The organism is Streptomyces montanus (assembly GCF_005786655.1).
GTDB lineage: Bacteria > Actinomycetota > Actinomycetes > Streptomycetales > Streptomycetaceae > Streptomyces > Streptomyces sporangiiformans.
On the sequence record NZ_VBZC01000040.1, the window covers coordinates 43,709 to 65,039 of the forward strand.

Here is a 21,331-nt window from a genome sequence, read left to right on the forward strand (position 1 = left end):
TGTCAGTGGTGCGCCGTACGGTGGACCGCATGAACAGCCATGGGCAGAACGAGCAGCAGGTGGTGTGGACCGTCGTCGGCACCGACATCGGCCCGTTGCTGCTGGCCGCGACCGGCGAGGGCCTGGTCAATGTCGTCTTCCACGCCACGGACGAGGTGCGCGACAAGGCGCTCGACCGGCTCGGATCCAGGCTCGGCGCCGAGCCCGTCGAGGCAGCCGGGTCCCCGCTGCTGGCCGAGGCGATATGCCAGGTCGAGGCGTACTTCGCGGGTGCGCGGCACGACTTCGAGCTGCCACTGGACTGGTCGCTGATCTCCGGGTTCAACCGCCAGGTGCTGCGCGAACTGGCGTCCGGCGTTCCGTACGGGACGGTTGTCGGGTACGGCGACCTGGCCGGGCGGGTCGGTCAGCCGGGCGCGGCCCAGGCCGTGGGCATCGCCATGGGCGCCAATCCCCTGCCGGTCGTCGTGCCGTGTCACCGGGTCGTCGAGAGCGACGGCGGCATCGGTGGTTTCGGCGGCGGCCTGGAGACCAAGCGGAAGCTGCTGGCCCTGGAAGGGGTGCTTCCCGAGCCGTTGTTCTGAAGGGCGGTCGGACCCGGAAGGCACTGGGGAGGCACGGGGGCCTCGAGTTCGGGAAAGGCCGTTGCGCCCAGGGTGTCCCGGGTTCGGGGAAAAGGGGGAGACTGCGGTCCGGGAGAAGGGGAGACTGCGCCGGTGACCACATCCTGCGCACGTGTGTACGCATCCGCCCCGGCACGGTTCGCCACTGAGACCGACGTGCGCGCGTTCTGTTGCGCCGCCCCGGCCCGTTCGCGATGACCGCCGTCGAGCGGCAGGTCGCCGCGCCTGTCGACGCGGACGGGATACCGGCACTGCGGCGCCGCATATCCGCTGTACTCATCGCGAGTCAGATCCTCGGCGGACTGGGCGTCGCCACCGGTATCGCGCTCGCCGTGGTGCTGGCCGAACAGGTGGCCGGCACCGAGTCACTGGCCGGGCTCGCGCCCACCGCGACCGTAACGGGGACGGCCGTGCTCTCCATGCCGCTGGCGGCGCTGATGACCGCGCGCGGTCGCCGTCCCGGGCTCGTCCTGGCGTATCTCATCGGTGCGTTGGGGGCCGGCGTCGTCGTGGCCGCCGCGGCCGTCGGCAGCTTTCCCCTGCTGCTCCTAGGCATGGCTGCGTTCGGTGCGGCCTCGTCCGCGAATCTGCAGGCCCGGTTCGCGGCCGCCGACCTGGCCGAACCCCAGCGGCGGGCCCGGGCCATCTCGAACGTCGTGTGGGCCACCACCATCGGTGCGGTTCTCGGTCCCAACATCGCCGCGCCCGCGGGACGCAGCGTCTCCGGGCTCGGCATACCGGAGACGGCGGGCCCCTTCCTGTGGGCGGCCGGCGTCTTCCTCGTCTCGGCGCTCCTGGTCGCGATGCTGCTGCGGCCCGACCCGCTGCTCACCGCCCGCGCGCTCGCGCCGGTCGAGGAGCAGTCAGCCGACGCGCGCTCGATCCGGGCCGGGCTGGCCGCGGTACGGGCCTCGCCGCGCGCCCGTCTCGCCCTGGTGACGGTGGCCGTCTCGCACACGGCGATGGTCTCGGTCATGTCGATGACGCCGGTCGACCTCGGTCACCATGGCGCGAGCATCGACCTGATCGGGTTGGTCATCAGTGGCCATATCGCGGGCATGTACGCGTTCTCGCCGATCATGGGGCGATTGTCGGACCGCCTCGGGCGGCTCTCGGTGATAGGACTCGCGGTGGCCCTGCTGGCCTGTGCGGCACTGCTCGCGGGTACCGCGGGCGCCAGTCACGAGCAGAGCGCCGCCGGGCTCTTCCTGCTGGGCCTCGGCTGGTCGGCCGGCCTCGTCTCCGGCTCCGCGCTCCTCACGGACTCCGTGCCCCAGCCCGCGCGCGCCGCCGCACAGGGGCTGTCCGACCTGACCATGAACACCTCGGCGGGCGTCGGCGGCGCGGCCGCGGGCCTCATCGTCGCGCAGGCGAGCTACGGCTGGCTGAACCTCATCGCCGCCTGCCTGTTGCTGCCGCTCGGCGCGCTGGCCCTGTTCACCCGAGGCAAGCGCGTCGCAGACCCGGCGTCTCCTGTCTGAGCGCTACTCGTAGTGCCGTGCCTCGAAGACGTTTCCGTCCGGGTCCCGGAAGTAGAAGCTTCGCTTGGCCGTTCCCCGGGCCCCGAACGCGTCGTACGAGAAGTCGGAGACCGGGACGGCCCGCTGCTCCAGACGAGCGCGGAGCTCATCGAAGTCCTCGCCCCGAAGGGACAGGCATACATGGTTGACCGGGTGCCCCGCGCTCTCGGCCGCCCCGGGGACGATGTCCATACCCGCTGCCATCGACAGTGGTGCGAGGTCGAAGATGGTCTCCTCGTTGAGGCGTACGGAGGGGAATGAGACCTTCCCCGCGGTGAATTCGGTGATTCTGAGGGGCTCCAGCCCGACCGACTTCTCGTAGAAGTCGGCCGAGGCGACCGGGTCGCGCACCCAGAGGACGACATGGTCGAGACGTGCCGAGTTGTCCGTCATGCCCCCAGGCTGCTGCCCTCTTCCGGCCGTCGCAAGGGTTTGGCCGGGCGCGCCGCCCGCCAGGGATGAGGGGAGAACCGACAGACAGGAGGCAGGCGCGTGCTGGTGGTGTCCGAAGAGGTACGGGAGGCGCTCGCCGCGCACCGGCCGGTGGTGGCCCTTGAGTCCACGATCATCGCGCACGGGCTGCCGCGCCCGCGCAACCTCCAGGTGGCGCTGGAGCTGGAGACGGCCGTACGCCAGGAGGGTGCCGTTCCCGCGACGATCGCCGTCCTGGACGGGGAGCCCCGGGTGGGCCTCGACAAGGAGCAGTTGGAGCGGGTGGCGAACGAGGACGCCATGCGCAAGCTCGGCCATCGCGATCTGCCGCTCGCCGTCGCCACGAGGGCGAGCGGGGCGACGACGGTGTCGGCGACAGCGCTGCTGGCCGCGCGGGCGGGCGTCCGGGTGTTCGCGACGGGCGGGCTCGGTGGAGTGCACCGGGAGTGGACGCTCACCCAGGACGAGTCCGCCGACCTGGGTCTCCTCGCGCGTACCCGGATCACGGTGGTGTGCACGGGCGTGAAGTCCATCCTTGACGTGCCGGCGACCCTGCAGCGCCTGGAGACACTGGGCGTCGCGGTCGCCGGGTACGCGACGGCGCGCTTTCCCGGCTTCTATCTGTCCGACTCGGGGCACCCGGTCGACTGGACGCTGGAGTCGCCCGACGAGGTCGCGGCTGTCATGCACGCGCAGGACGCGCTCGACGGACCCGAGTCCGCGCTGATCGTCGCCAATCCGGTTCCCGAGGCGGAGCAACTGGATCCCGAGCTCCACGCGCGCGTGCTGGCCGACGCGCTGCACGCGTGCGAGGCGGAGGGCGTGACCGGCCAGGCGGTCACGCCGTTCCTGCTCGACTATCTGGTGCGGCACACCGACGGGGCGTCCCTGAGCGCCAATCTGGCGGCCGTACGCGGCAACGTACGACTCGCGGGGCGGATCGCGGCGGCCTGGGCCGGGGCGTGACCGGGGCAGGCGGAGGCGAGGGCGAGGCCGACGGGGCCGCGAGAGCGCCGGGCTCGAGCATGACGGGGCCCGGCTGGGAGACGACGGGGACGGGTATGACGGGGCCCGGCTGGGAGACGACGGGGCAGGGTCGTCATGACGGGGCCCTGCTGGTCGTCGGTGACATCGTCACCGACGTCGTCGCCCGGCATCGAGGACCGCTCGCCTCGGGCACCGACACGGCCGCCGCCATCCGGACCATGCCGGGCGGTGCGGGCGCCAACGTCGCGTGCTGGGCGGCCCATTGGGGCTGTCCGGACGTGCGGATCCTCGGCCGGGTGGGCGCCGACTCGGCCGCGTGGCACGAGCGGGAGCTGACCGCTTCAGGGGTGCGTCCCCACCTGGTCGTCGATCCCACGGCACCGACAGGCACGGTGATCTGCCTGGTGGACACGGATGCGGCGGCGGAGCGCACCTTCCTCACGGACAGCGGCGCTTCCCTGCGGCTCGACCCCGGCGACTGGTCGCCGTCGCTGCTCGACAACGTCGCGTGGCTGCACCTGTCGGGCTACCTGTTCTTCTCCGAGCCGGGCCGGGCACTGGTCGCGGTGGCTCTGGAATCGGCACGCGCCCGTGGCGTGCCGGTGAGTCTGGATCCCGCGTCGGCGGGGTTCCTCACCGTGCTCGGCGTCGACCGCTTTCTGGCACTCGCCGAGGGCATCGACGTACTGCTGCCGAGCCGGGACGAGGCCTGCCTGCTCACCGGGCTGCCCGATCCGGGGGACGCGGCGGCCAAGTTGAGCCGCCACGTCCCGCTGGTGGTGGTCAAGCAAGGCGGAGCCGGGGCACTGGTGGCCGAGTCGGGTGCCGTACGGGATCACGTTCGGGCGGCGCCCGCGACACCCGTCGACACCACGGGGGCCGGGGACGCTTTCACCGGCGCCTTCCTCGCTGCCGTGCTCTCGGGCAGCCGCCCCGGCGAGGCGGCGGCGGAGGGGTGCCGGGCGGGAGCCCGGGCGGTGGAGCGGGTGGGCGGGAGGCCGGAGAGGGGCGCGTGACGGCGCCTGGGCTACGGCTTGCGCCCCCACGCCGAGACCAGTGGTGCCGTCGTCAGATCCATGACGCCTGCTGTCACGTTCGCCAAGTGACGCTCGATGTCCTGGTCCGAGGCAAGGCCCGCCGCGACGAGCTCTTCGCGGACCTGGCCGACCGTCATGGACTCCAGCGCGGCGCAGGCCGGCGAGGCGATCGCGAAGCATGCCTCGGCCTCCACCCGCCGCAGTCCGGCCTCGCGGAGCAGGCGCGGGAGTTGACGTCCGTACGCCAGGTCGGCGCCGCGCTTGGCGAGCAGTTTGTCGCAGGCGTGGCGCAGCTTGTTGGCCAGCTGCTGCTCAGGGCCCTGCTCGTCGGGGCAGAGCCGCGATTGCAGCGCGGGATCGGCGTCCTCGATCAGGAGTCGTCCGCCGGACCGCAGCGCCCCGGCCATCGACCGCAATGCCCGTTCCCTGTCCGGCACATGGGACAGGACGAGCCGGGCGTGCACGAGATCGAAGCCGTCGCCCGGCGGCTCGTCCACGCCCACGTCATGGACGCGCACCTCGACCGGCGGGCGGGCGGGCGACGTAGCCCACGAGTCGTCGGTGTCGGTCGCGACGACCCGTCCGGTGGGGCCGACCTTCTTGGCGAGCCACGACACCACGGACGTGCCGCCGGCGCCGACCTCCCAGCAGCGCCAGCCGGATCCGATGCCGAGCCGCTCGATGTGCCGGAACGTCGTGGGGTCGAAGAGGGTGGCGAGGGCCTGGAAGCGCTGACTCGCCTCGGTCTGCCGGTTGTCGAGGAGATACCCGTGGGTTCGCGTCATGCGTAGATCATCCCAGTTGTCCGGCTTGCCCACGATGGCCGACTCTCCCGTTCTTCACGTGTCGTGGCAGGCTGCGGAACGGAACGTTCCGTTCCCCCAGCCTTTTCCCGGCCATCGGTACATCCTGGCAAACTGGCCGCGGCAAGGCGCAGAGCGCGGCGCGAGGAGATCCACACGAGGAGATCCAGATGTCCATGGCAGGGAATCTGCGGAAGGTCACGGGCTTGGGCAGGGCCGGTGGCCTTCGCAAGGTGGCGCGGTTGGGACGGCGGCGGGCCCGTGTGGACCTCAGCCACCCCGCCCGGTCCCCACTGGGCTCCTCGGTGGTGAACTGCGTGGCGTACGAGGACGGGGTCAGAGTGCCCGGCGGCCGGGACCTCGTCGAGACGGTGGAGAAGATCCGCAAGGACGACGAAGGCTTCGTCTGGCTCGGGCTGCACGAGCCGACCGAGGCGGAGTTCGCGGTCATCGCCCAGCTCTTCGACCTGCACCCGCTGGCGGTCGAGGACTCGGTGCACGCCCATCAGCGCCCAAAACTGGAGCGGTACGGCGAGACCCTGTTCGCGGTGTTCAAGACGGTCTGCTACGTCGAGCACACTGAACTGACCGCGACCAGCGAGGTGGTGAACACCGGCGAGATCATGGTCTTCGTCGGCCCCGACTTCGTGATCACGGTGCGGCACGGCCTGCACGGTTCGCTGGGCCCGCTGCGCGAGGAGCTGGAGGCCGACCCTCAGCAGCTCGCCAAGGGGCCGGCCGCGGTACTGCACGCGATCGCGGACCATGTGGTCGACGACTATCTGAACGTCACCGACGCGGTGCAGGCGGACATCGACCAGGTCGAGACCGACGTGTTCGCGGAGAACGGCGCGCGGGCCGACCCCGGGCGCATCTACCAGCTCAAGCGCGAACTCCTAGAGCTGAAGCGGGCGGTGGTGCCACTGAGCCGCCCGATCACGGATCTCGCCACCCGGCCGATACGGGTGGTCGACCAGGAGATACAGGCGTACTTCCGGGATGTCTCCGACCATCTACTGCGGGTGACCGAGCAGATAGCCGCGTTCGACGACCTGCTCAACTCGATTCTGCAGGCGCACCTCGCGCAGGTCAGCGTCGCGCAGAACGAGGACATGCGGAAGATCACGGCGTGGGCGGCGCTGATCGCCGTGCCGACGATGGTCTGCGGTGTCTATGGCATGAACTTCGAATTCATGCCGGAGCTGCACTGGAAGTTCGGTTACGCCTGGGCGCTCGGTGTGATCGGTGTCGCCTGCTTCTTCCTGCACCGAGGCTTCAAGCGCAACGGCTGGTTGTGACAAGCGTGTGCCCCTCGTCCGGCACGGCCGGCCGGACGAGGGCGGCTCGTGCCGGACGAGGGCGCGTTCCCGGTGTCAGCGTGTCGTGGCCTTCGCGTAGACGCTCTCGGCCCAGCCCGCGAGCTGTTCCTCCGTCAGATGCGAGGCCAGATCGGCCTCGCTGATCATTCCGACCAGGCGCTTGTTCTTGATCACAGGAAGGCGGCGGATCTGGTGTCCTTGCATTTCGCCGAGCACTTCACTGACATCGGCGTCGGCGTCGATCCAGCGCGGCGTGCCCTTGGCCATCTCGCCCGCGGTGACGCGGGCCGGGTCGTGCCCCATGGCCACGCAGCCGACCACGATGTCGCGGTCCGTGAGGATGCCGCAGAGCCGTTCGTTCTGGTCGCTGATGGGCAGCGCGCCCACGTTGAGCTCCCGCATCAGCTGGGCGGCACGGTCCAGCGTCTCGTGAGCGGGGATCCACTGGGCGCCGCGGTGCATGATGTCTCCGGCGGTGGTCATGTAATACCTCCCGTTGCCGGCGGGCCGGCGCGGCGCGGGGACGCACCGCTGGTCCCGGCGCCTCTACATTCTCGCGAAGGACGGAGAGATACGCACCTGGAGTTCGCCGACGTCAGCCGTTCCACGCCGGGCGGCGCGGGTCATCGGCACGCACCAGGACGTCGGCCGTGTCACCCGGGGCGACCTCGCTCTCGTAGCGCTCGTACGCGGGCAGCGTCCAGTGCTCGCTCTCGGGGGTGCGCCGCCGCAGAGCGCCCGGGGAGAGGCGCACGTGGACGGCCAGGTCGAACGGGAACCAGTGGCGCAGGAGCAGCGGGCCGTGCAGCAACAGCAGGGCGCCGGGAGGGAGTTGGACGTAGGGGCTGCGGGTGGCGCGGTCGGTGGCGGGGTCCCAGAGGTCGGGCAGGACACGGCCGTCGCCCGCCGGTTCCAGCGGGCCGAAGACCTCGCGCCACAGGGCTGCGGTGTCGAACCAGCCGTTGTAGTAGGCCTCCACGTCCTGGTGGCCGTACTCGAACCGGAGTGACGCGGGGCGCAGAAAGCCCTCTGTGCCGATGACCAGTGCGGAGCGGCCACGTATGCGCAGCGCCTCGGCCACGCTCTCGGCGAGGTGGCCGGGCTGTGCGGCCGGTGCTCCGTCGAAGGCGATGCGCGGCCACGGACTGCCGTCGCCCGGCTTCAGGTCGAGCAGCCGCTCGGCGAGGAGGTCGCCGAGCCGTTCCCAGGTGATCGCTTCGAGTCGCACAAGGCCCATGATGCCGCGCGGGCCGACATGCCAGGCGGCTCTCGGCTCCGTTCGGCGGCCGCTCGGCCCACTCGACGGGCCGCTCGGCGGCAGGTCGGCCGGGCGGCATTCGAAGGCGCATACGCTCAGCGTCCAAGACGCCCGCGTATGGCCCCGAGCCTCTCAACCATGGTCACTCTTCTGGTACCGGGTTTCACTAGTAGTGACAGGGAGTTCCGGGCAGGATCTTGGGGTTCGGGAGCGTTCGGCCCGACGGTTCTGGGAGCGGTGCGCCGAGTTGTTGCCCACGGGCTTGCTCTATGCGGGAGTTGCCATGATCGATGGACCGTACTTCGTGTTCACGTTGCTGGGTGTGCTCGGCACCGGGCTGGTGGCCGGGGTCTTCTGCGCGTTCTCGACGTTCGTGATGAAGGGGCTCGCCGCACTGCCGCCCGCGCAGGGCGTCGCGGCGATGCAGGCGATCAACGTGACCGCGTTGATGCCGGCTTTCATGGTCGTGTTCGTCGGGTCGGCGGTGCTGTGTACCGTGCTCGCGGTGGTCACGTTCGTGCTGTGGCCCGACGAGGGCACGGTGGAGCTGCTGCTCGGCAGCGCGCTGTATCTGTTCGGCTCGTTCGGAGTCACGATGGTCGCGAACGTCCCGCGCAACGACGCGCTGGCCAAGATGGACCCCGGCACCCCGGAGGCCGCCAGGTACTGGCCCACGTTCGTGAGCGAGTGGACGATGTGGAACCACGTCCGCATGGTCGCGTCGGCCGCCGCGGCGATCTCGTACGTGCTGGCCCTCACCTGAGGCATACACGCCGGGCGCGCACGCCTTGGGCGCACAGGCCGGCGCATGCCTGAGGCGTGCGCGGCGCGGGCGACGTATCGTGGCGGGGAGAGTCAACCGAAGGCCCTGCTCCCTGCCGCCCCGGCCGCCGCCCGGAGGTCGTAGGCCGGAGGCGCACGGGCCCCCGTACGCGTACGTGAGTGAGACGGCCATGGCCGATCCCAAGGGTTTTCTCAACGCCTCCCGTGAGGAGTGGCCACGCCGCCCCGTCGAGGAGCGGGTCCGTGACTGGGACGAGGTGTACGTCCCCGGGGCGCTGCTGCCCATCATCCGCACGCAGGCCGACCGCTGCATGGACTGCGGCATTCCCTTCTGCCACGAGGCCTGTCCGCTCGGCAACCTGATCCCCGAGTGGAACGACCTCGTCTCGCGCGACGACTGGCGCGCGGCCAGCGACCGGCTCCACGCCACCAACAACTTTCCCGAGTTCACCGGGCGGTTGTGTCCCGCGCCGTGCGAGGCGGGCTGTGTGCTGGCGATCAACCAGCCCGCGGTCACCATCAAGAACGTCGAGGCCGCCATCGCCGACCGGGCCTGGGAGGACGGGTTCACGCCGCCGCGACCGCCGGACCGGCTGTCCGGGCGGACGGTCGCGGTGATCGGCTCGGGGCCCACCGGGCTCGCCGCGGCCCAGCAGTTGACCCGGGCCGGGCACACCGTCGCCGTGTACGAACGGGACGACCGGATCGGCGGGCTGATGCGGTACGGGATCCCCGAGTTCAAGATGGAGAAGCGGCACTTGGAGCGACGGCTCGGTCAAATGGGGGCGGAGGGAACCAAGTTCCGCACGTCAGTGGCCGTCGGCAGGGACCTGGGAGCTGCCGAGCTGCGGGCCCGTTACGACGCTGTGGTCCTCGCCGTGGGTGCCACTGCCTGGCGTGAACTCCCTGTGCCCGGGAGGGAGTTGGACGGCATTCATCAGGCGATGGAGTATCTGCCGCTGGCCAACCGGGTGTGCGAGGGAGACCTGGAGACGTCCCCGCTGTCCGCTGCCGGCAAGCACGTCGTGATAGTCGGCGGCGGCGACACGGGGGCCGACTGCCTGGGCACGGCGGTGCGCGAGGGCGCGGCGTCCGTGACCCAGCTGGACATCTACGCGCAGCCGGGCGCGGAGCGCGACGAGGACACCGAGCCGTGGCCGGTCTATCCGAAGATCTACCGCCTGTCGGCCGCGCACGAGGAGGCTCGCGACCTGCGGACCGCGCCCGCGGCGGACGCGGACGCGCGGCTCTTCGCGGCGTCCACGCTCCGCTTCACCGGCGACGCGAATGCGCACGTCCGCGCACTGCATATCGTCGAGGTCGACCCCGAGCGCCGGCCACTCCCCGGCACCGAGCGCTCGATCCCCGCCGACCTGGTCCTGCTCGCCCTGGGCTTCTCCGGCCCCGACCGCACCGACGGCCTCGTCGACCAGCTCGGCCTCGCCCTCACCCCCCGCGGCACGATCAGCCGCGACGCGGACTTCGCGACCAACGTCCCGGGCGTGTACGCCGCCGGGGACGCCGCCCGCGGCCAGTCCCTGATCGTGTGGGCCATCGCCGAGGGGCGGGCGGTCGCGGCAGCGGTGGACCGTCATCTGACGGGGAACTCCCGGCTTCCGGCACCGATAGGGCCGCACGACCGGCCGATGACGGTATGAGCCCTGGACTGTCTCTCGGACTTCCGCCGCCCGGCGGCAACGGGTGAGCACCTACTCCGACCCGAAGACTGCCGCCGCTCGGTGCCCCGGGGCAGCGAGGCAGCACAGCCGCCTGACCGCCGTCACCGCCGTCGGCGCCGCCCTGCTGCCCGCAGCCCGCAGCCCGATTGACTGAATCCCAGCGGGCCCATATGACTACAACCGCCCCACTGTCATCACAGGCCGCTCCCGCCCCAGCACCCGAGGTTACGATGCCTGCGCGCCCCTCGTCCCCGAGAGCACCCCGGCTCGCCCATGGCTGTCATCGCCCCGTCCTCGCCCCGACTCACGCTGCCGACCGGTCGGCCCCGCATGCCTCGCCGCCGAGTCCTCCTCCGGGCGCTCGCCACCCTCGCTCTCGGCTATCTCGCCCTCTGGGCGACCGGCGCGCTGGGCATCCTCGCGGTGTCGTACTGGATGCGCGAACACACCCCGCCACCCGAGGGAACTCGCCCCGTGAGGGGCATCCACCACTTCCAGCCCGTGGACACCGACGGGCAACTGTGGCGCGGTGCGGCCCCCTCCCCCGCGGGCTACCGGGCGCTGGCGCGCCTCGGCTTCACCACCGTCGTCGATCTGCGCGCCGAGAACCTGAGCGCCGCCCAGCTCGCCGGCCCCCACAAGGCCGGGCTCGATGTCGTCCGTCTGCCCATCCGCGACGGACAGACCCCGACACCTCACCAGGTACGACGTTTCCTGAACGTCGTCGGCTCGGTGCCGGGGCCGGTGTTCGTGCACTGTGGCGCAGGCGTGGGGCGTACAGGGACGATGGCGGCCGCGTATCTCGTCCACGCCGGACAGGAGTCACCGACGGCGGCGGTCCGCCGCAACCTCGCGGTCGGACCGCCGTCGATCGAGCAGATCTACTACGGGCTGAGCCTGGGCCGGGACCGCGCAGAGCAGCCGCCGTTCCCGGTGATCGCGCTCAGCCGCCTCGTGGACGCGCCACGTCGCATGGGGTCATGGCTGTAGTACACACGTCGATCCGGACGGTCCGGACGGCCCGGCCGGTGTCCTGAGAGGGGTCCTCCTCGGTCACGGTCATGAGGTACTCCGTAAGCATCTGCGGCGTCTGCCGTGGTTAGTCATCAATCAAATGCGCACACATGCGCGATGCGGGGACATCAACAGCGTCAAGAGAGCAGGAAGTCCGCCTCTCCGGCCTTGGCGCCCTGGATGAACGCGGTCATCTCACCGGGGGTGTAGATGAGGGCGGGTCCGTCCGGGTCCGCCGACTGACGGACCGCGATGCGGCCGTCGGCGAGCTTCATCGCCTCCAGGCAGTTGCCGCCGTTGCCCCCGCTCCACGGCTTGTGCCAGCCTTCGCTGCCCAGTTCCCGTGCGGGCATGCCGTTGTAGATCGGCGCGTTGTGTACCCGGGCCTTGATGGGATTCATTCACAGCTCCTTGCGGAGATCGGTGAGGATCTCCTTCGTGCGATGTGCTGTGGCGGCGTGCGCCGCCATGCGGTCCATGACCTCGAGGTGGGTGGCCACCTCGGCACGCGCGTCCAGGTAGACGGCGCCGGTCAGGTACTCGCTGTAGACCATGTCCGGCAGTTCGGGCATGGCAAATCGGAAGAGCACGAAAGGCCCGTACGTGCCCGCGTGCGGCCCCGAGGAGAACGGGGCGATCTGCAGCGTCACATTGGGCAGCTTCGTGGTCTCGAGCAACTTGTCGATCTGCGCGCGCATCACCTCGGGGCCTCCGACGGGCCGGCGCAGCGCGGTCTCGTCCATCACGACCCACAACCGCGGCGCGTCCTCGCGCGTGAGCAGTTGCTGACGTTGCATGCGCAGCGCCACATGGCGCTCGATGTCTTCTGGTCTCGTCTGACCGAGGGCGCCTGATTCCATGACGCCCCGGGCGTACTCCTGGGTCTGCATCAGACCGGGTACGAAGTGGGGCTCGTACGCCCGGATGAGGGTGGCCGCGCCCTCCAGGCTCACGTACATCGAGAACCAGCCCGGCAGGATGTCGTGGAACCGCTGCCACCAGCCGGGTTGGTTGGCCTCCTCGGCGAGTGTGACGAAGGCCTCAGCTTCGCCGTCGGAAACACCGTACGACTTCAGCAGAAGTTGAAGATACGGGATCTTCAGGGCGACTTCGGCCGTCTCCATGCGGCGGACGGTGGCGGCCGTGACGCGAAGGATGCGCGCGGCCTCCTCGCGCTTGAGCCCCGCGCGCTCCCGCAGGTCCAACAGGCGCCGTCCGAGGACGACCTGACCGACCGTCGGTGCGGACCGCGGCTCGCTCACGTCCACCTCCACATAGTCCTGACAGCCCGGGCGGCGCCCGGTGCGTACCCAGGCCGGGTACCCAACTGACGCCGCGCCACATGCTGTTGCGAGCAGTGTGCCATGGCCCTTCGGGACGTCACACTGCACTCTGCAATTTTCAGAGTGACACTTGCCAAGTGTTCACGGCGGGGAGATAGTGGCAAGCGTGACTCCGCCCGCGCCGTTAAGAGCAGACGCCGCCGAGGACTGGTTCGGTCTCGGTGCCGCCGGGGTGCGCCCCGATGCGGCCCACCATCGCCGATTCAGCTTCGAGCTGGCCGCGCACCCGGGTTCTGCAGCGCAGGCCCGGCGCCTGACCCGTGCCCGGCTTTCGGGGTGGGCCGTCTGCGAGGACACCTGCGCGACGGCGGAGCTGGTCGTCTCCGAGCTGGTCACCAACGCGGTCGTGCACACGGCGAGCCGCCAGGTGGTGTGCGAGCTGCACGACAGCGACGACCAGGTTCGGATAGCCGTACGTGATGAGGGGTGTGCGCCGGGTGAACCCCACCCGTCGCCACAGCGCCCCGAGGAGGAGCACGGAAGGGGACTGCTCCTCGTTGCGGCGGTGTGCAGTGCCTGGGGCGCCCAGGAGACCGGTCCCGGACTGCTGGTCTGGGCCGATCTACCGCGCTCGGCGAACAACGGCGCCGAGCCGCGGTCGGATCTGGGCTGGAGTGCGAGGAGCCGGCCGACCCCAGCCGGCTCCTCGCGGACCGAGGCCAGGACGCCGCCCTCGGCCGGACACGAATGGTTCTGATGGTGCCGCGACCTTGAGATCGGACGGGGGCTGAATGAGTGTGAGGGCTACGTCAGCCGGAACTCCCCGGGTACTGAACCTGGACACGCTGGTCCGTCTGCGGCGTGGACTGCGGACGTCCCATGCAGGGTCACCGCAGCAGCTCGCCGTCCCGGAGGGCATGCAGGTGCCCCTCGGCTGCGACGCGGTGGCGATGCCCGCCAGATTCGGGCCACTGCTGATACCCCGGCTGCCGCGCGTCGGGTGCGTGTACGCCGACGGGACCCAGTGGTGGTGGCTCGTCCCCTCCGACTCCGACGTCTCCCTCGAGTGGCCGGCTCCCGCGCACTACGCCACGGGAGCGGTGGTGCACGACGCACCGCGTCTGCCCGGCCTCATCCACAAACCTGACAGCGAGATTCCGTACACTCCGCCGATCCCGCTCTATCTGGCGCTGTGCCGGATCATGGGGGCGGCCCCCTCGTGGTCGCGGCCGGTCAGCACCTGATCGGTACGTTCTTTCCCTTCCTGCTTCTTCCTCTTGTCGGCCTCGGCCTGTGGGCCCCGGTCACCGCATCAGCGCCCCGCGGATCGTGAGGGCGTGAAGGGTGCGCAGTCTGCGGAGTTCCCAGAGCGCCACCGCGGTCACGGAGACGGGCGCTCCCAGGACGAACACCACGCGCACGATGAACGGCGCACCTTCGTAGGCTCCGTTGACAACGTCGAGGACGGCCATCTCCCACACCAGTACGGTGGCCAGCAGGGGTGGCACCACCTCGTGGATGTCGGCCGTGCGGAAGACGTGCACGAGCGACATGGCGACGCCGTAGACCACGAACGGCAGCACCCACAGGAATATGAGCACATTGCCGAATATCACCGCCGCCTTGACTGCGGGCGTCAAAGTCCACTGGCTGGCCGTCAACACGGCGAACGGGAACGTCGCCATCGCGGCGAAGAGCGCCACGAGGGAGCCGATCGGTTTGGCCGTCCGGCGCAGCAGCTCCCGCCTGACGGGCGGGCGGGCCATGGCGATGAAGCCACCGACCACGACCGGGAAGGTGGCGGCAAGCACGCAGATGCTGAGCCAGGCCTGCTTGCCGCGGTCGCTCGCCACGCCCTCGGCCGAGTCGACGAGCCTGTAGGCGAGCATCACCCCGACGACCGCGGCCAGTCCCACGGCCGTACGGATCTTCTGGATTCTGCCGACGGTCTCGTCCTCGACGCGGTCCGGCCGCGACGGCCTGAACACCCGCCGACCGACGGCGATCGGCCCCACCGTGCTCCACAGTCTGCGCCCGAGACCCACGCGAGCGGGCGCGGGTGGGTAAGGCCCCTGAGGCGGATAGGGCCCCTGCGGCAGGTAAGGACCCTGGGGCGGATACCCGCCCTGGGGCGGGTACGGACCCTGAGGCGGATACGGCCCCTGCGGTGGATACGGCCCTTGTGGCTGCCCCGGCCCCGACCCCGGCGGATTCCAGGCGTTCATCTGTCCAACTCCCCCGATGATGGCTCTGGCTGACGCGCCAGCAGTGTATGAGACGCCTGTGACATCGCATGGTGTCCAAAGTGTGCTGGTCGTGAAGAAATCCGGTTGCCCGCCCGGGTGGAGGGTCGCGTTCCTCGGCATGGCCGAGCACGCGGCGCATGGCACAGCGCGGCGTCGAGCGCCGGGTGTGCTCCGGTTGCGCCGGGGCGCACGGGACGCGCGCCTTCCCCGGCGGCCTCCGGCACCGCGATAGTGGCCGTTTCGCCCACGAGCGGGGGAGAGCCGTTGAGTTCAGGATCGACGAAACGGAAACGCGGCGCGGGCAGGCCCGAGCCCTCCGAGTCGGAGCGGCTGCTGTTCGGCGGCCCGTTACGCTACGACACCGGCTGGTCGCAACACTCCGACGCGTTCTTGGAACTGGGCTTCCGCGCCATGGTGACGCAGCTCCCCTCGCTCCTCGCGGCCAGCTTCCGCCTGGCCTGGCAGGCGGACCGGCGGGCCGCCCGGACCGTCGTGGGCGCGGAGGTGGGCCGCGGCGTGGTCCAGGCGGTGAGTCTGCTCGCGGTCAACGTCGTGCTGGCCCGGCTGATGGCGGAGGGGCCCGTAGACGACCGGCTGCGTGGCGCGGTGCCCGCGCTCGTCACGGTCGCCGTCGTGATGCTGCTCGCCGCGCTGCTGCGGGCCGCGTCGACCTACGCCACCGGCCGCCTCGAACCGAAGGTGGAGCGCGTCGCGACGGAGCTGTATCTGGAACGGGCGGCGGCGGTCGAGCTGTCCGCGATCGAGGACGACGCCTTCCACAAGCTGCTGGACACCGCGCAGTACGGCGCCTCGTCGGCCCGGCGCATGATCGCGATCGCCACGCGCGTCGTGAACGCGATGATCTCGCTCGTCGCGGCGGCGGGCGTCCTGACGGTGCTGCACCCGTCGCTGTTGCCGCTGCTGGTGACGATGACCCTGCCGAGCGCGTGGAGCGCGCTGACGATCGCCCGGCGCCGCTACGAGTCGTTCCACACCTGGGTGCAGCACGCCCGGGCCGGCCACTTGATCAGCGGGCTGCTGACCGAACCGGCCGCCGCCCCGGAGATCCGCGTCCACGGGGTCGGTCCCTTCCTGCTGCGCCACTACCGCGCGATGTCGGAGTCCGCGGAGGAGGAGCAGGCACGGCTGGCCCGGCTCGCGGCCCGTACCGGCCTGATCGCGGCCGCGTGGACGGGCCTCGCGACCGTGGCGACGTACACGACGCTCGGCGGACTGCTGCTCGTCGGCGCGATGTCGCTGTCCGTGGCGGGCACGGCCGTGATCGCCATCCGTACGGGCTCCGCGAACCTGGACACGCTCGTCCTGGAGGTCAACAGGCTGCACGAGGAAGCCCTGTTCGTCGGAGACCTGCAACGCCTGTATGCCGAGGCGGCGCGCCGCGCGATCCCGGCCGGCGGCGAGCCGCTGCCCGAGAACCCGCGCGAGGTCCGCTTCGAGAACGTCACGTTCACCTACCCGGGCAGCGCCTCGCGCCCCGCCCTCTCCGAGGTGACGCTGACCGTGCCGCTCGGCAAGATCGTGGCGCTGGTCGGCGAGAACGGCTCCGGCAAGACCACCCTGGTCAAACTTCTGTCGGGTCTGTACGCGCCGCAGAGCGGCCGGATCATGTGGGACGACGTCGACGCGGCGACCGCCGACCGGCACCAACTCGCCGAGCGCATCGCGATGGTGGCGCAGGACTTCAAACGATGGCCGTTCACCGCACGCGTGAACGTCGCGATCGGCCGGACCTCGGCTCCGCTCACCGAGGAGCGGTTGTCCGCGTCCGTCACCGAAGCCGGCGCCGAGGACGTCGTGGCCGATCTGCCGCACGGGTTCGACACGCTGCTGGCCCGCATGTTCAGCGGCGGGCACGAGCTGTCGGGCGGTCAGTGGCAGCGGCTCGGCATCGCGCGGGCCGCGTACCGGCGGGGGGCGATCCTGGTCGTCGACGAGCCGACGGCGGCCCTCGACGCCCGCGCCGAACTGGAGGTGTTCGAGAAGATCCGGGCCCTGGCGGGCACCGGCCAGACGGTCATCCTCATCACGCACCGCCTCGCCTCGGTACGCCACGCCGACCTGGTGTACGTCCTCGACCAGGGCCGTCTCGTGGAGTCCGGCACCCCGGACGAACTCCTCGCCACGGGCGGGGTCTACGCGGAGCTCTACTCCCTGCAGGCCGACCAGTTCGCGGTGAAGGTACCCGGGCCCGGGCCGCGCCCCCGCTCGCGGCTCACTCCGTGAGGTCCAGGTCCCGTACGACCACCAGGAACGCGTCCGACGTCAGATCCATCACGACCTCCGCCATCTGCCCCTCCAGGCGGCGCGCCTGCGCAAACTCCTCCGCCGGCCACGAGCCACGAGGCCCACCGGCGGGAAACCGCTCCAGCACCGTTCGCCCGTTCACCCTGCACCTCCATGTAGCGCTGTTCCGTTCCAGCGCTGTTCTCATAGAGTTAAACGCCAATCCGCGCGTGAACGTCTCGCAAAGTAACCGTACTGAGACGTAGCTGACACTCGGTGACATGCCCGGTGTGAGTGAACTCTCAGCTTCGTCAGTAGGTCACCGGGAGCGCGAGCAGGCCGCGTGACCGGAGGGAGGGGCGCCACCGCACGTCGTGGGGTTCGGTTGCGAGCGCGAGATCCGGGAAGCGCTCCAGGAGTGCCGACAGGGCGATCTCCGTCTCCAGTCGGGCCAGCGGTGCGCCCACGCAGTAGTGGATGCCGTGGCCGAGCGCGAGATGCCCGGAGGCGTCGCGGCCGAGGTCGAACCGGTCGGCGTCCGGGAAGCGGTGCGGGTCGCGGTTGGCGGCGGACAGGGACAGCAGGACGGTCTCGCCCGCGGGGACGGTGACGTCGCCGATCGTCACGTCCTCCAACGGAAAGCGCCGGATGGCGAGCAGGGCGGGTCCGTCGTAGCGGGCGATCTCCTCGACGGCGGCGGGCAATCGGGCCGGGTCGGCGCGGAGGGCCGCGAGCTGTTCGGGGTGCTGGAGCAGCGCCAGGACCGCGTTGCCGATGAGCTGCACCGTGTTCTCGTATCCCGCGAAGAGGATCAGGAAGGCGAGCGACATCAGCTCGTCCTCGGTGAGCCGGTCGCCCTCGTCCCGGACCGCGATCAGGTCGGAGAGCAGATCGTCGGCGGGCTCTTTCCTCTTGTCGACGAGGAGCTGGGTGAGGAAGCCGAGCATCGCCACGACCGCTTCCTTGACGGCCTGCGGTTTCTCCGGGTCCGGGGTGACGAGCACGTCGGTCCAGGACCGGAAGTCCCTGCGGTGCTCGTCCGGTACCCCGAGCAGGTCGCAGATGACGGTGATCGGCAGGGTCGCGGCGTATGTGGTGATCAGATCCGTGCTGCCGTGCGGCCCGAGCGCGTCGAGGAGCCGGTCGGCGGTCTGCCTGATGGGGACACGCAGTTGCTCGACGCGCCGGGGCGTGAAGGCCCGCACGACCAGGCGGCGGATGCGGGTGTGGTCGGGCGGATCCATGTTGAGGAGGTTGGCGTCCAGGGCCGGAGGCAGAGACAGGCCCTTGTAATTACCCGGGAGGGCATGGCTCTTGTCCAGCGACAGGAGCGGGTTCCCCAGGGCCTCGCGCACGTCCTCGTAGCGCGTGACAAGCCAGGCAGGCCTGCCGTCCGTGCCGGCGATGCGGTGAACGGGGGCGGTGTCGCGCAGACGCTCGTAGACGGCGTAGGGGTCGGCGAGCAGGTCTGCGGCCGGGTCCTGGTTCGACGTGTGCGCCATGTTCGGCGTTTGCGCCCTGTTCGGCGTGTGCGCCCTGTTCTGCATGTTCGGCATGCGCTCCACCCTAGGTGTCGTACTCCTGGATTTTCCTGCCGTGGCTCCGGTCGAGCAGGGAGGGCATCCGCTCCCCCAACTCCCCCACGATTCCCGGGACATCGAGCGTCAGCAGCTCGCGCTCGCGCATGAGCACCCGCCCGTTGACGATCGTCGTGCGTACGTCGCTGGAGCGGGCGCTGTGCACGAGTGTGGCCGCGAGGTCGTGCACGGGCTGGGTGTGCGGGCCGGTCAGGTCGACGAGGATGATGTCGGCCCTGCGTCCCGGAGCCAGGCTGCCGATCTCCTGGCCGAGTCCGACCGCCCGCGCGCTCTGGAGCGTGGCGTGGTGCAGGGCTTGACGGGATGTGAGCCAGCGTGGGTCGCCCTCGGTCGACTTCTGCACCAGCGCGGTGAGGGCCATGGCGTCCCACACGTCCAGGGAACCGTTCGAGGCGGCCCCGTCCGTGCCGAGCCCGACGGGGATCCCGAGTTCCCGCAGGGCACGTACCGGAGTCGTGGTGGGCCAGGCGAACTTGAGGTAGCCGCGGGGTGCGCCGGCCACGGCGACGCGTCCCGTCGCACCGGCGAGAACGGGCAGGTCGCGTTCCACGATGCCCGTGCCGTGGGCGATGAGCAGGTCGACGTCGAGCAGCCCCGCGCCCTGAAGGATCTCGATCGGCGTACGGCCGTGCCGGGTCAGGCTGGTGTCGGTCTGGTCGCGGTTCTCGGAGGCGTGGATGTGCACCAACAGACCGTTCTCACGGGCGAGTTCAGCGGTGGCGGCGAGGTCGGCGTCGTCGACGGTGTAGGGGGCGTGCGGGGCGAGCGAGGTACTGATGCGGCCGGCGGCTCCTCCCCGGTGGCGCAGCGCGAAGTCCAGTGACCGCTCGCGCCCTTCGGCCCCCTGGGAGGAGAAGAAGGCCTGCCCGAGATTGGCACGCATCCCGCTCTCCGCGGTGACGGCCGCGACCGTGTCCATCGAGAAGTAGTGATCCGCGAAGCAGGTGACGCCGCCCCGGATCATCTCGGCACAGGCGAGCCGCGCTCCCAACTCCACGTCCTTGTCCGTGAGGTTGGACTCGATGGGCCAGATGACGTCGTTGAACCACTCCTCGATCGGGAGGTCCTCGGCGATGCCGCGCAGCGCGACCATCGGCGTGTGCGTATGGCAGTTGACCAGTCCGGGCATCGCGACCTGGCCGCGCGCGTCGATGCGTGTCATTCCCCCGGCCTCGGGGAGGCCGGTCGGGTCAGGAAGGCCGGAGAGGTCCTCGGGGTCGGTCGTGACGGCCTCGATGATCCCGTCCCGTACGACGATGGTGGCGCCCTCGACGAAGTCGATCTGTTCATGATCGTCGTGCACGAGGGCGGTGCATCCGGTGATGATGAGATCGGCGGCAGTCTCCGCTTCGGGCGAGATGTCGGACGAGGTCATCACGCCACGGTACGACGGGGTCGTGCCGCCGGGTGACGTTAACCGCGCATCCCGTTCCCCGCCCTGTCGCCGTAACGGTTTCGCGCGCACGCTGGCCACACCATTTCCACAGGCGGCGCTTCGGCAGCGCTTCCGGAAGGGAGCCCGGCATGCTTCTCGGCACCTGGAACCTGGAGAACCTGTACCGGCCCGATGGGGAGTTCGGTCCGAAGACCGAGGCCGAGTACGAGGCCAAACTCACCTCCCTGGCCTCCACCATCAGCGCACTCGACCCGACCCTGCTCGGCGTGCAGGAGGTCGGCGACCCGGAGGCGCTGGAGGACCTGGCCAAAAAGCTGGACGGCGACTGGCACGTCGCGCTCTCGGAGCACCCGGACGGCCGCGGCATCAGGGTCGGCTTCCTCAGCCGCGACGTCGTCCCGCGGGTGCTCGCCGACACGAACACATTCCCCGCGCCGCTCCGGCCCGTCCAGGGCGACGACGAAGGCGAGCCCGTGTCCGCGTCGGGCCGTGGCTTCCTGGCCGTGGAGATCGCGACGCGGGCGATGACGCTGAAGGTGGCGGTCTGCCATCTGAAGTCGAAGCTGCTGACGTACCCGGGTGGCCGCTTCAACCCTCGTGACGAGGGCGAACGGGCCCGCTACGGCGCGTACGCCCTCTACCGGCGGGCCGCGGAGGCGACGGCGCTGCGCGCGCTCGCGGACCAGCTTCTGGACGGCGACGGCCGCGATCGCGACGTGGCGGTGCTCGGCGACCTCAACGACGAGGCCGGCGCCGCGACCACACAGATCCTGCTCGGCCCGCCCGGTTCCGAGATCGACAGGCCGGGATTCAAGATCAAGGACAAGGGCGACCGGTTCCGCCTGTGGAACGTGGCGCCGCTCATACCCGCCGAGCAGCGCTTCTCACGGATCCACGAGGGGCGCCCCGAACTCATCGACCACATACTGACCAGCCACCGCCTGGTCCACCGGGTCACGGCCGCCGGTACGGGGCTGCCGGACACGAAGGCCCCCGATCTGCCGTCCGTGGGCCCCGAGCCTGGCAAGCGGAGGGGCAAGCCGGCGTCGGACCACGCACCGGTGTGGGTGCGTATACAGCCGTGACAGCCGTGACAGTCGTGATCCTCT

Annotated in this window: 22 protein-coding genes; 12 read left to right on the forward strand and 10 right to left on the reverse strand. The window is 70.7% G+C overall.

What is annotated here, in order from left to right; translation table 11 throughout:
- The first annotated feature begins 29 nt into the window (after nt 1-29).
- Both FE633_RS30570 and FE633_RS30575 read left to right on the forward strand, forming a co-directional pair.
- Nucleotides 30-584 (forward strand): methylated-DNA--[protein]-cysteine S-methyltransferase, encoded by a 555-nt coding sequence (locus tag FE633_RS30570; protein ID WP_138048417.1) that lies wholly within the window; start codon nt 30-32, stop codon nt 582-584.
- A gap of 233 nt (nt 585-817) precedes the next feature.
- Nucleotides 818-2,104 carry an MFS transporter gene (locus FE633_RS30575; RefSeq protein WP_138048418.1) on the forward strand — a complete coding sequence of 429 codons (1,287 nt, stop codon included), beginning with the start codon at nt 818-820 and terminating at the stop codon, nt 2,102-2,104.
- A gap of 3 nt (nt 2,105-2,107) precedes the next feature.
- On the opposite strand, the gene FE633_RS30580 is transcribed toward FE633_RS30575, so the two are convergent.
- Nucleotides 2,108-2,536 (reverse strand): VOC family protein, encoded by a 429-nt coding sequence (locus FE633_RS30580; RefSeq protein ID WP_138048419.1) that lies wholly within the window; start codon nt 2,534-2,536, stop codon nt 2,108-2,110.
- 99 nt (nt 2,537-2,635) lie between these two features.
- Here FE633_RS30580 and FE633_RS30585 point away from each other — a divergent pair, with 99 nt between their 5' ends.
- Together FE633_RS30585 and FE633_RS30590 are read left to right on the forward strand one after the other, a co-directional pair.
- Nucleotides 2,636-3,541 carry a pseudouridine-5'-phosphate glycosidase gene (locus tag FE633_RS30585; RefSeq protein WP_138048420.1) on the forward strand — a complete coding sequence of 302 codons (906 nt, stop codon included), beginning with the start codon at nt 2,636-2,638 and terminating at the stop codon, nt 3,539-3,541.
- A 95-nt stretch (nt 3,542-3,636) separates the two neighbouring features.
- The gene (locus tag FE633_RS30590) at nt 3,637-4,578 is read left to right on the forward strand and encodes a carbohydrate kinase family protein (protein WP_138048421.1); all 942 of its coding nucleotides are present in this window, start codon (nt 3,637-3,639) and stop codon (nt 4,576-4,578) included.
- A gap of 11 nt (nt 4,579-4,589) precedes the next feature.
- On the opposite strand, the gene FE633_RS30595 is transcribed toward FE633_RS30590, so the two are convergent.
- Nucleotides 4,590-5,384 (reverse strand): methyltransferase domain-containing protein, encoded by a 795-nt coding sequence (locus tag FE633_RS30595; protein ID WP_138048422.1) that lies wholly within the window; start codon nt 5,382-5,384, stop codon nt 4,590-4,592.
- A gap of 188 nt (nt 5,385-5,572) precedes the next feature.
- Here FE633_RS30595 and FE633_RS30600 point away from each other — a divergent pair, with 188 nt between their 5' ends.
- On the forward strand, nt 5,573-6,700 hold the full coding sequence (locus FE633_RS30600) for a magnesium and cobalt transport protein CorA (protein WP_138048423.1): 1,128 nt from the start codon (nt 5,573-5,575) through the stop codon (nt 6,698-6,700).
- A gap of 75 nt (nt 6,701-6,775) precedes the next feature.
- On the opposite strand, the gene FE633_RS30605 is transcribed toward FE633_RS30600, so the two are convergent.
- Together FE633_RS30605 and FE633_RS30610 are read right to left on the reverse strand one after the other, a co-directional pair.
- A complete protein-coding gene (locus FE633_RS30605) occupies nt 6,776-7,204 on the reverse strand; it encodes a CBS domain-containing protein (RefSeq protein WP_138048424.1) in 429 nt (142 codons plus the stop codon).
- A gap of 112 nt (nt 7,205-7,316) precedes the next feature.
- Nucleotides 7,317-7,958: a nucleoside/nucleotide kinase family protein gene (locus tag FE633_RS30610; RefSeq protein WP_171060180.1), complete on the reverse strand. Its 642-nt coding sequence runs from the start codon at nt 7,956-7,958 to the stop codon at nt 7,317-7,319.
- Nucleotides 7,959-8,262: 304 nt separating this feature from the next.
- Between FE633_RS30610 and FE633_RS30615 the strand changes: the two genes are divergently transcribed.
- The 3 genes from FE633_RS30615 to FE633_RS30625 all read left to right on the forward strand — a co-directional run bounded on the left by FE633_RS30615 (nt 8,263) and on the right by FE633_RS30625 (nt 11,431).
- Entirely contained in the window at nt 8,263-8,742 is a 480-nt protein-coding gene (locus FE633_RS30615; protein ID WP_138048426.1) for an anthrone oxygenase family protein, read from the forward strand.
- A 190-nt stretch (nt 8,743-8,932) separates the two neighbouring features.
- Nucleotides 8,933-10,420 (forward strand): glutamate synthase subunit beta, encoded by a 1,488-nt coding sequence (locus tag FE633_RS30620; RefSeq protein WP_138048427.1) that lies wholly within the window; start codon nt 8,933-8,935, stop codon nt 10,418-10,420.
- Between the two features lie 351 nt (nt 10,421-10,771).
- Nucleotides 10,772-11,431, forward strand: coding sequence for a protein tyrosine phosphatase family protein (locus FE633_RS30625; protein WP_246113906.1), 660 nt, complete (start codon nt 10,772-10,774; stop codon nt 11,429-11,431).
- A 161-nt stretch (nt 11,432-11,592) separates the two neighbouring features.
- Here FE633_RS30625 and FE633_RS30630 read toward each other — a convergent pair whose 3' ends face one another.
- Together FE633_RS30630 and FE633_RS30635 are read right to left on the reverse strand one after the other, a co-directional pair.
- Entirely contained in the window at nt 11,593-11,856 is a 264-nt protein-coding gene (locus FE633_RS30630; RefSeq protein WP_138048429.1) for a DUF397 domain-containing protein, read from the reverse strand.
- Nucleotides 11,857-12,717 carry a helix-turn-helix domain-containing protein gene (locus FE633_RS30635; RefSeq protein WP_138048430.1) on the reverse strand — a complete coding sequence of 287 codons (861 nt, stop codon included), beginning with the start codon at nt 12,715-12,717 and terminating at the stop codon, nt 11,857-11,859.
- 178 nt (nt 12,718-12,895) lie between these two features.
- Between FE633_RS30635 and FE633_RS30640 the strand changes: the two genes are divergently transcribed.
- Nucleotides 12,896-13,495, forward strand: a complete 600-nt coding sequence (locus FE633_RS30640) for an ATP-binding protein (protein WP_138048431.1) — start codon at nt 12,896-12,898, stop codon at nt 13,493-13,495.
- Between the two features lie 34 nt (nt 13,496-13,529).
- On the forward strand, nt 13,530-13,982 hold the full coding sequence (locus FE633_RS30645) for a hypothetical protein (RefSeq protein ID WP_138048432.1): 453 nt from the start codon (nt 13,530-13,532) through the stop codon (nt 13,980-13,982).
- Nucleotides 13,983-14,042: 60 nt separating this feature from the next.
- On the opposite strand, the gene FE633_RS30650 is transcribed toward FE633_RS30645, so the two are convergent.
- Nucleotides 14,043-14,753: a hypothetical protein gene (locus tag FE633_RS30650; protein ID WP_246113907.1), complete on the reverse strand. Its 711-nt coding sequence runs from the start codon at nt 14,751-14,753 to the stop codon at nt 14,043-14,045.
- A 495-nt stretch (nt 14,754-15,248) separates the two neighbouring features.
- Here FE633_RS30650 and FE633_RS30655 point away from each other — a divergent pair, with 495 nt between their 5' ends.
- Nucleotides 15,249-17,228 (forward strand): ABC transporter ATP-binding protein, encoded by a 1,980-nt coding sequence (locus FE633_RS30655; protein ID WP_138048433.1) that lies wholly within the window; start codon nt 15,249-15,251, stop codon nt 17,226-17,228.
- On the opposite strand, the gene FE633_RS30660 is transcribed toward FE633_RS30655, so the two are convergent.
- The 3 genes from FE633_RS30660 to FE633_RS30670 all read right to left on the reverse strand — a co-directional run bounded on the left by FE633_RS30660 (nt 17,218) and on the right by FE633_RS30670 (nt 20,201).
- Nucleotides 17,218-17,391 (reverse strand): hypothetical protein, encoded by a 174-nt coding sequence (locus tag FE633_RS30660; RefSeq protein ID WP_119100458.1) that lies wholly within the window; start codon nt 17,389-17,391, stop codon nt 17,218-17,220. The two genes, FE633_RS30655 and FE633_RS30660, sit on opposite strands and share 11 nt — an antisense overlap.
- A gap of 148 nt (nt 17,392-17,539) precedes the next feature.
- On the reverse strand, nt 17,540-18,730 hold the full coding sequence (locus FE633_RS30665) for a cytochrome P450 family protein (RefSeq protein ID WP_138048462.1): 1,191 nt from the start codon (nt 18,728-18,730) through the stop codon (nt 17,540-17,542).
- Between the two features lie 64 nt (nt 18,731-18,794).
- Nucleotides 18,795-20,201, reverse strand: a complete 1,407-nt coding sequence (locus FE633_RS30670) for an amidohydrolase (protein ID WP_138048434.1) — start codon at nt 20,199-20,201, stop codon at nt 18,795-18,797.
- 149 nt (nt 20,202-20,350) lie between these two features.
- Here FE633_RS30670 and FE633_RS30675 point away from each other — a divergent pair, with 149 nt between their 5' ends.
- Nucleotides 20,351-21,307: an endonuclease/exonuclease/phosphatase family protein gene (locus FE633_RS30675; protein ID WP_138048435.1), complete on the forward strand. Its 957-nt coding sequence runs from the start codon at nt 20,351-20,353 to the stop codon at nt 21,305-21,307.
- The last annotated feature ends 24 nt before the right edge of the window (nt 21,308-21,331 follow it).

Coding starts and splice junctions, on each gene's coding strand:
- FE633_RS30580 (WP_138048419.1), bottom strand. CDS start 2,536: ATGACGGACAACTCGGCACGTCTCGACCATGTCGTCCTCTGGGTGCGC.
- FE633_RS30610 (WP_171060180.1), bottom strand. CDS start 7,958: ATGGGCCTTGTGCGACTCGAAGCGATCACCTGGGAACGGCTCGGCGAC.
- FE633_RS30605 (WP_138048424.1), bottom strand. CDS start 7,204: ATGACCACCGCCGGAGACATCATGCACCGCGGCGCCCAGTGGATCCCC.
- FE633_RS30590 (WP_138048421.1), top strand. CDS start 3,637: ATGACGGGGCCCGGCTGGGAGACGACGGGGCAGGGTCGTCATGACGGG.
- FE633_RS30665 (WP_138048462.1), bottom strand. CDS start 18,730: ATGGCGCACACGTCGAACCAGGACCCGGCCGCAGACCTGCTCGCCGAC.
- FE633_RS30670 (WP_138048434.1), bottom strand. CDS start 20,201: ATGACCTCGTCCGACATCTCGCCCGAAGCGGAGACTGCCGCCGATCTC.
- FE633_RS30675 (WP_138048435.1), top strand. CDS start 20,351: ATGCTTCTCGGCACCTGGAACCTGGAGAACCTGTACCGGCCCGATGGG.
- FE633_RS30615 (WP_138048426.1), top strand. CDS start 8,263: ATGATCGATGGACCGTACTTCGTGTTCACGTTGCTGGGTGTGCTCGGC.
- FE633_RS30595 (WP_138048422.1), bottom strand. CDS start 5,384: ATGACGCGAACCCACGGGTATCTCCTCGACAACCGGCAGACCGAGGCG.
- FE633_RS30625 (WP_246113906.1), top strand. CDS start 10,772: ATGCCTCGCCGCCGAGTCCTCCTCCGGGCGCTCGCCACCCTCGCTCTC.
- FE633_RS30575 (WP_138048418.1), top strand. CDS start 818: ATGACCGCCGTCGAGCGGCAGGTCGCCGCGCCTGTCGACGCGGACGGG.
- FE633_RS30645 (WP_138048432.1), top strand. CDS start 13,530: ATGAGTGTGAGGGCTACGTCAGCCGGAACTCCCCGGGTACTGAACCTG.
- FE633_RS30630 (WP_138048429.1), bottom strand. CDS start 11,856: ATGAATCCCATCAAGGCCCGGGTACACAACGCGCCGATCTACAACGGC.
- FE633_RS30600 (WP_138048423.1), top strand. CDS start 5,573: ATGTCCATGGCAGGGAATCTGCGGAAGGTCACGGGCTTGGGCAGGGCC.
- FE633_RS30620 (WP_138048427.1), top strand. CDS start 8,933: ATGGCCGATCCCAAGGGTTTTCTCAACGCCTCCCGTGAGGAGTGGCCA.
- FE633_RS30570 (WP_138048417.1), top strand. CDS start 30: ATGAACAGCCATGGGCAGAACGAGCAGCAGGTGGTGTGGACCGTCGTC.